This is a genomic window from Variovorax sp. P1_H12_2, from assembly GCF_056405335.1.
Map to the genome: position 1 here is coordinate 1 of NZ_JBFUCI010000304.1, position 7,932 is coordinate 7,932.

Sequence of the window (7,932 nt, forward strand, 5' to 3'; positions counted from 1 at the left end):
CACCGGCCGGCGCAGCCAGGCCCGTTGGTGAAACACCGCGGAACCGGCTTTGCCGGGCCGCTGGTGTTGCCCCCGGTAGGGGGTGGGCGCCCGGACACGAAGTGCCGGGCAACCTGGGGGGGAGCCTAGAATGTTTCGATGATCTCCCGCGAACCCACCATCGAGCGCCTCGCCACGGCGCAACAGCTCCTGCTCACGCCCTTCGGCCTCGACGAATCGCACCTCTCGCGTGCGCTCGCGGAGATCAAGGCGCACCAGGTGGACGACGCCGACCTCTACTTCCAGTACACCCGCAGCGAGGGCTGGAGCCTCGAGGAGGGCATCGTCAAGACCGGCAGCTTCAGCATCGACCAGGGCGTCGGCGTGCGCGCGGTCAGCGGCGAGAAAACCGCCTTCGCCTATTCGGACGACATTTCGGAAGCCTCGCTGCTCGATGCCGCGCGCACGGTGCGCAGCATCTCGGCCGCCGGCAAGACCGCGCGCGTCAAGGCGCCGACGCGCAAGATCGCGGCCAGCCGCTCGCTCTACAACGGCGTCGACCCGATCTCGACACTCGACAGCACCGCCAAGGTCAAGCTGCTCGAGAAGGTCGAGCAGCTCGCGCGCTCGCGCGACCCGCGCGTGGCCCAGGTCATGGCCGGCCTGGCGAGCGAATACGACGTGGTGCTGGTGGCGCGTGCCGACGGCACCCTGGCCGCCGACGTGCGGCCGCTGGTGCGGCTGTCGGTGACGGTGATCGCCGAGCAGAACGGTCGCCGCGAAGTCGGTTCCGGCGGCGGCGGCGGCCGTTTCGGCCTGGCGTACTTCGATGACGAGCACATCGCGGAATATGTGGACCAGGCCGTCAAGTCGGCGCTGACCAACCTCGATTCCCGGCCCGCGCCGGCGGGCGAGATGACGGTGGTGCTCGGCCCGGGCTGGCCGGGCATCTTGCTGCACGAAGCCATCGGCCACGGGCTCGAAGGCGATTTCAACCGCAAGGGGTCGAGCGCCTTCTCGGGGCGCATCGGCCAGCGCGTCGCGGCCAAGGGCGTCACCGTGCTCGACGACGGCACCATCGCCGACCGCCGCGGTTCGCTCAATGTCGACGACGAGGGCAACGCGACCCAGCGCAACGTGCTGATCGAGGACGGCATCCTCAAGGGCTACATCCAGGATTCGCTCAACGCCCGGCTGATGAAGGCCAAGCCCACCGGCAACGGCCGCCGCGAGAGCTACGCCCATGCGCCGATGCCGCGCATGACCAACACGTACATGCTGGGCGGCGACCGGGTCCCCGCGGAAATCGTCGCCAGCATCAAGAAGGGCCTCTACGCCACCAACTTCGGCGGCGGCCAGGTCGACATCACGAGCGGCAAGTTCGTCTTTTCGGCCAGCGAGGCCTACTGGGTCGAGAACGGCAAGATCCAGTACCCGGTGAAGGGCGCGACGATCGTCGGCAACGGCCCCGACGCGCTCACGCGGGTCACGATGATCGGCAACGACATGGCGCTCGATTCAGGCGTCGGCACCTGCGGCAAGGAGGGCCAGAGCGTGCCGGTCGGCGTCGGCCAGCCCACGTTGCGCATCGACGGCCTGACCGTCGGCGGCACCGCCTGAGCGGCTTCTTTCTGTGCTACAGTCCCCTCCCATGTCCGCCGCCCGCGCTTATTACTTTGCCTTCTTTTGGTTCCCGGTTTCCGGCGGACGAGAGGCGCGCGCGTAAAGCAAGCAGACAGCAGAACCTCCCAGAACCGCCGGTGCCACAAGCCCGGCGGTTTTTTTATTGCCTCACGAAATCCAGACCTCTCCAAGGAAGCACAGATGAGCACGAAAGCCGCCCCGCCCAGCGACACCTGGTATGCGAACGTCGAAAAAACCAGCAGGACCGACGACGAACGCATCAAGGACATCACTGTGTTGCCTCCCCCCGAACATCTGATCCGCTTCTTCCCGATCGCCGGGACGCCGGTGGAATCGCTGATCACCGGCACCCGCCACGCGATCCACAACATCATGGCCGGCAAGGACGACCGTCTGCTGGTGATCATGGGCCCCTGCTCGATCCACGACCCGGCCGCTGCGCTCGACTACGCGCGCCGCCTGAAGGCCGAGCGCGAGAAGTACGCCGGCACGCTGGAGATCGTGATGCGGGTCTATTTCGAGAAGCCGCGGACCACGGTGGGCTGGAAGGGCCTGATCAACGATCCCTACCTCGACGAGAGCTTCCGCATCGACGAGGGCCTGCGCATCGCGCGCCAACTGCTGATCGACATCAACCGCATGGGCCTGCCGGCGGGCAGCGAGTTCCTCGACGTGATCTCGCCGCAGTACATCGGTGACCTGATCTCCTGGGGCGCCATCGGCGCCCGCACCACCGAGAGCCAGGTGCACCGCGAACTGGCCTCGGGCCTGTCGGCGCCGATCGGCTTCAAGAACGGCACCGACGGCAACATCCGCATCGCCACCGACGCCATCCAGGCGGCGGCGCGCGGCCACCATTTCCTCTCGGTGCACAAGAACGGCCAGGTGGCGATCGTGCAGACCAAGGGCAACAAGGATTGCCACGTGATCCTGCGCGGCGGCAAGGCGCCCAACTACGACGCGGCCAGCGTCGCGGCGGCCTGCAAGGACCTCGAGGCCGCCAAGCTGCCGCCCAAGCTGATGGTCGACTGCAGCCACGCCAACAGCAGCAAGCAGCACCAGAAGCAGATCGACGTCGCGCGGGACATCGCCGACCAGATCGCCGGCGGCAGCCACAGCGTGTTCGGCCTGATGGTCGAGAGCCACCTGAAGGCCGGGGCGCAGAAGTTCACGGCGGGCAAGGATGCGATTTCGGCGCTGGAATACGGCCAGAGCATCACCGACGCCTGCCTGGGCTGGGACGATTCGACCCAGGTGCTGGAGCTGCTGGCGCACGCGGTCAAGAAGCGCCGCCGCTGAATGTCGGCCGCCCGGTGGCGGCCCGGCGCCGGTCTGGATCAGCGGATCAGATCAGCGCCGCCAGATCGGGCCAGTGGTGGCGCAGCAGCGCCGCCTCGTCGCCATCGGGCCGCATGAAGGCGAAATCGTCGAAGTCGAAGCCCGGACCCACGGTGCAGCTCACCAGCGTGTAGTCGTCGCCCGCCGCTGCCACGATCGGCCGTGCCGCCTGCCACTGGCCGGCCGGCACGGTGTGCTGGGGCCGCGTGCCGTGGACGTCGACCGGTCCGAGCCGCAGATGAGCGGGCGCCGTACGCAGCGCCGCGTCGCTGGTCCACAACGCCAGGGGTGCGCCCTCGAGGTGGATCCAGACCTCGTCGGACTGCACCCGGTGCCAGCGCGAGTGCTGCTGTGCTTCGAGCAGGTAGTAGATGGTGGTGAGCGCATCGCGCGCCGCCCGTCCATCGGCCGGCAGTACCTGTGCGGCCGAGCGAAACATCTCGCGGAACCAGCCACCCTCGGGGTGGGGCTGCAGCTGGAGGGTCTCGATGAGCTGGCGGGCGCGCATGGCTTCATTCTCGCGCGTGGAGAGCGGAAATGAGCTTTTCGTGCACGCCGCCGAAGCTGCCGTTGCTCATGCAGACGATGTGATCGCCGGCGCGTGCCGCCGCCGCCGCCTGCGCGACCAGCGGATCGATGGCATCCGCCACCCGGGCCCGGTCGCCCATCGGCGCCAGCGCCGCCGCGGCGTCCCAGTCGAGACCGCCGCTGTGGCAGAACGACAGGTCGGCCGCCGCCAGGCTCCAGGGCAACTGGGCTGCCATGGTGCCGAGCTTCATGGTGTTGCTGCGCGGCTCGAAGACCGCAAGGATGCGATCCTGCTTCCGGCCGGCGGCATCGAGCTTCTGGCGCAAGCCGTCGAGCGTGGTGCGGATCGCGGTCGGGTGGTGCGCGAAATCATCGTAGACCGTGATCGTTCCGGGGGCGCGCTCCACGCTGCCGCGCAGTTCCATGCGCCGGCGCACGTTGCGAAAGCTCGCCAGTGCATCGGCAGCGGCCGCGGGCGCGACGCCCACGTGATCGGCAGCCGCGATCGCCGCCAGGCCGTTCATCTGGTTGTGCAGCCCCGACAGCGCCCATTCGACCCGGCCCACGCGCTCGCCCCGGCGCAGCACGTCGAAGGCATCGTGCGGGCCCGAAGCCTGCCATTCGCCGCCGGCGCCGAAGCGCGCGAGCTCGCTCCAGCAGCCCTGGGCCAGCACGCGCTGCAGGCTCTCCTCGGTGGCGTTGAYGACCACCCGCCCGCTGCCCGGCACTGTGCGCACCAGGTGATGGAACTGTCTTTCGATGGCCGCCAGATCGTCGAAGATGTCGGCGTGATCGAACTCCAGGTTGTTCAGGATCGCGGTGCGCGGACGGTAGTGGACGAACTTGCTGCGCTTGTCGAAGAAGGCGGTGTCGTACTCGTCCGCCTCGATCACGAAGGGGGCCCCCACGCTCTCCACTGCTGGTTTGCTGCCCCCCGAGGGGGCCGCAGGCCGCCTTGGGAGTGGCCCGGCGCCGGCCTGGGGAGGTGTCGCTCCTCCGATCCGCGCCGAGACGCCGAAGTCCAGCGGCACGCCGCCGACCAAGAAACCGGGCGCCCGACCGGCGCGCTCGAGGATCCAGGCCAGCATCGAGGTGGTGGTGGTCTTGCCGTGGGTGCCGGCGACGGCCAGCACGTGCCGGCCCTGCAGCACGTGCTCGGCCAGCCATTGCGGCCCGCTGGTGTAGGCGGCGCCGGCGTCGAGGATGGCTTCCATGAGCGGGAACTTCGGCCCGCCGTCGGCGGTCCGGGCCCGGGAAACCACGTTGCCGACCACGAAGATGTCCGGCTTCAGGGCCAGCTGGTCGGCGCCGAAGCCCTCGATCAGGTCGATGCCGAGCGCCCGGAGCTGGTCGCTCATCGGCGGATAGACGCCGGCGTCGCAGCCGGTCACCCGGTGGCCGGCTTCGCGCGCAAGTGCCGCCACACCCCCCATGAAGGTGCCGCAGATGCCGAGAATGTGAATGTGCATCGGTCGATTCTAGGGATGCGCAGGGGCCATCCGTTTGCAAGCGGCGCAGAGCGGGCAAAATGGCCCGATGGACACGTCGAAGCAGGAAATCGCCGCCGTCGCGGCCCGCCTCGTGGTCGAGGAGGGGCTGGAATACGGGCCCGCCAAGCGCCGCGCGCTGCGCGACCTCGGGTTGCCCGTGCGCACCGCGCTGCCGAACAACGATGAGGTCGAGGCCGAGGTCCGCGACTACATCGAGCTCTTCTGCGCCGACACCCAGCCGCAGGAGCTCCACGCGCTGCGCCTGCTGGCGCTCGAATGGATGGAGCGCATGGCGCAGTTCCGGCCGCACGTGGGCGGCGCCGTCTGGCACGGCACGGCGACCCGGTTGTCCGACATCTACATCCAGCTGTTTTGCGACGACTCCAAATCGGCCGAGATCGCGCTGATCGATCACCACGTGGACTACGAGCCGCGCATGGTCACCGGCTTCCACGGCGAGCAGGTGGAGGCGCTCAGCGTACATGCGGCCAGTCGGGCGCTGGGCGAGGAGATCGGGGTCCACCTGCTGGTCTACGATCTGGACGACCTGCGCGGGGCGCTCAAGCCCGACACCCAGGGGCGTGTGCCGCGCGGCAACCTCGCGGCATTGCGGCGCCTGATGGAAAAAGAAAAGGATGGTGGATGAGTTCGAACCCTACACGCCGTGGCTGGCTCTACGGTGGAGTGGCTGCAGTTGCGGCCGCCGCCGGGATCGGCGGCGCCTGGTGGCGGCAGCATCGGGACGAAAAGGGCGACGGGAAGCGGCTCGACGAGGCCTTCTGGGCGCAGCGTTTCGAGCGGCCCGAGGGTGGGGAACTGCTGTTCGAAGGGCTTCGCGGCAAGCCCCTGGTCCTCAATTTCTGGGCCACCTGGTGTCCGCCGTGCGTCGAGGAAATGCCGGTGATCGACGCTTTCTTCCGCGAAATGCGCGGCAACGRCTGGCAAGTGGTGGGTTTGGCCATCGATCAGCCCAGCGCGGTGCGCAAATTCCTGCTCAAGACGCCGGTCAGCTATCCGATCGGGCTCGCGGGCCTGCAAGGCACGGAGTTGGTCAAGCAACTGGGCAACACTGCGGGGGGCCTGCCCTACACCCTGGTGGTGGATTCGGGCGGCGCGGTCGTCGCGCGTAAAATGGGCCAGCTCGACGCCGGCGACCTGCAGTCGTGGCGGCGGGCCTAGTTCGCGGCTAGAATCCAGCCCCTACAAATCCGGTAGTTGGCGTTGAAACGCCGAAATAACCGGATCTTCAGGCGAGTTAAATTCAAATGACCGGCAAAGCCGGCGCTGGAGTCCCATGGATCTACGCAAGCTCAAGACACTGATCGACCTGGTGTCCGAATCCAATATTTCCGAGCTGGAAATCACCGAAACCGAGGGCAAGGTCCGCATCGTCAAGGGCGGCATCGCGGCGCCGGTTCAGTATGTGCAGACGCTGGCAGCGCCTGCAGCGGGCCAGCCTGTCGCTGCGCCGGCCGCCGCTGCCGCCGCGCCCGCTGCCGCTCCGGTGGAAGCCGTGGTCACGGGCCATGCGATCAAGTCGCCCATGGTCGGCACCTTCTATCGCTCGTCCAGCCCCGGTGCCCCGGCCTTCGTCGAGATCGGCAGCCAGGTCAAGGAAGGCGACACCGTCTGCATCATCGAGGCGATGAAGATCCTGAACGAAATCGAGGCCGACAAGTCCGGCACCGTCACGCAGATCCTCGCTGAGAACGGCCAGGCGGTCGAATACGGCCAGCCCCTGTTCATCATCGAGTGACCATGTTCAAGAAGATACTGGTCCCGATCCGGGGTGGTCGCGCGTTGGCGCGATCGAGCCGCGAGGGCGCTCATGTTTAAGAAAATCCTAGTCGCCAACCGCGGGGAGATCGCGCTGCGCATCCAGCGCGCCTGCAGCGAACTCGGCATCAAGGCCGTGATGGTCTATTCCGAGGCCGACCGCGACGCCAAGTACGTCAAGCTGGCCGAAGAAGCGGTGTGCATCGGCCCGGCCTCTTCGTCGCAGAGCTACCTGAACATGCCCGCCATCATCTCGGCGGCGGAAGTGACCGACTCGGAAGCCATCCACCCGGGCTACGGATTCCTGAGCGAGAACGCCAATTTCGCGGAGCGCGTGGAACAGAGCGGCTTCCAGTTCATCGGCCCATCGCCCGAGTCGATCCGCATCATGGGCGACAAGGTGTCGGCCAAGCAGACCATGATCAAGGCCGGCGTGCCCTGCGTGCCGGGTTCCGAGGGCGAGTTGTCCGACGACGCCAATACCAACAAGCGGATCGCGCGCGCGATCGGCTACCCGGTCATCATCAAGGCGGCGGGCGGTGGCGGCGGGCGCGGCATGCGCGTGGTCCACACCGAGGCGGCGCTGGTCAACGCGATCCAGATGACCAAGGCGGAAGCCGGCGCGGCCTTCAACAATCCGGCCGTCTACATGGAGAAGTTTCTCCAGAACCCGCGCCACATCGAGATCCAGATCCTCGCCGACAAGCACAAGAACGCGGTCTACCTGGGCGAGCGCGACTGTTCCATGCAGCGGCGCCACCAGAAGGTGATCGAGGAATCGCCGGCGCCGGGCATCCCGCGCAAGCTGATCGAGAAGATCGGCGAGCGCTGCGCGGCCGCCTGCAAGAAGATCGGCTACCGCGGCGCCGGCACCTTCGAATTCCTCTACGAGAACGGCGAGTTCTACTTCATCGAGATGAACACCCGCGTGCAGGTGGAGCATCCGGTGACCGAGTTCACCACCGGCATCGACATCGTGAAGACGCAGATCATGGTGGCCGCCGGCGAGAAGCTGCCGTTCACCCAGCGCCAGATCGAGATGCGCGGCCACGCGATCGAGTGCCGCATCAACGCCGAGRATCCGTACAAGTTCACGCCCTCGCCGGGCCGCATCACCATGTGGCATCCGCCGGGCGGACCGGGCGTGCGGGTCGATTCGCATGTCTACACCAACTAC

At 67.7% G+C, this 7,932-nt stretch carries 8 protein-coding genes; 6 read left to right on the forward strand and 2 right to left on the reverse strand.

Annotation, left to right across the window (positions count from 1 at the left end; all coding sequences use genetic code 11):
* Positions 1-138: 138 nt before the first annotated feature.
* Both tldD and AC1D2K_RS24705 read left to right on the forward strand, forming a co-directional pair.
* Positions 139-1,599, forward strand: a complete 1,461-nt coding sequence (gene tldD / locus AC1D2K_RS24700; protein WP_478091722.1) for a metalloprotease TldD — start codon at positions 139-141, stop codon at positions 1,597-1,599.
* Between the two features lie 204 nt (positions 1,600-1,803).
* On the forward strand, positions 1,804-2,922 hold the full coding sequence (locus tag AC1D2K_RS24705; protein WP_478091723.1) for a 3-deoxy-7-phosphoheptulonate synthase: 1,119 nt from the start codon (positions 1,804-1,806) through the stop codon (positions 2,920-2,922).
* Positions 2,923-2,968: 46 nt separating this feature from the next.
* On the opposite strand, the gene AC1D2K_RS24710 is transcribed toward AC1D2K_RS24705, so the two are convergent.
* The gene (locus AC1D2K_RS24710; protein WP_478091724.1) at positions 2,969-3,469 is read right to left on the reverse strand and encodes a cupin domain-containing protein; all 501 of its coding nucleotides are present in this window, start codon (positions 3,467-3,469) and stop codon (positions 2,969-2,971) included.
* 4 nt (positions 3,470-3,473) lie between these two features.
* The gene (gene mpl / locus AC1D2K_RS24715) at positions 3,474-4,958 is read right to left on the reverse strand and encodes a UDP-N-acetylmuramate:L-alanyl-gamma-D-glutamyl-meso-diaminopimelate ligase (RefSeq protein WP_478091725.1); all 1,485 of its coding nucleotides are present in this window, start codon (positions 4,956-4,958) and stop codon (positions 3,474-3,476) included.
* Between the two features lie 67 nt (positions 4,959-5,025).
* Here mpl and AC1D2K_RS24720 point away from each other — a divergent pair, with 67 nt between their 5' ends.
* From AC1D2K_RS24720 to accC, 4 genes are all read left to right on the forward strand, one after another.
* The gene (locus tag AC1D2K_RS24720; RefSeq protein WP_478091727.1) at positions 5,026-5,625 is read left to right on the forward strand and encodes a hypothetical protein; all 600 of its coding nucleotides are present in this window, start codon (positions 5,026-5,028) and stop codon (positions 5,623-5,625) included.
* Positions 5,622-6,158 carry a TlpA family protein disulfide reductase gene (locus tag AC1D2K_RS24725; RefSeq protein WP_478091729.1) on the forward strand — a complete coding sequence of 179 codons (537 nt, stop codon included), beginning with the start codon at positions 5,622-5,624 and terminating at the stop codon, positions 6,156-6,158. Before AC1D2K_RS24720 ends, AC1D2K_RS24725 begins: the two co-directional genes overlap by 4 nt.
* Before the next feature lie 115 nt (positions 6,159-6,273).
* Positions 6,274-6,735, forward strand: a complete 462-nt coding sequence (accB, locus tag AC1D2K_RS24730; RefSeq protein ID WP_478091730.1) for an acetyl-CoA carboxylase biotin carboxyl carrier protein — start codon at positions 6,274-6,276, stop codon at positions 6,733-6,735.
* Between the two features lie 72 nt (positions 6,736-6,807).
* Positions 6,808-7,932: acetyl-CoA carboxylase biotin carboxylase subunit (accC, locus tag AC1D2K_RS24735; RefSeq protein ID WP_478091732.1), on the forward strand; the 1,125-nt coding region annotated here is incomplete at its 3' end.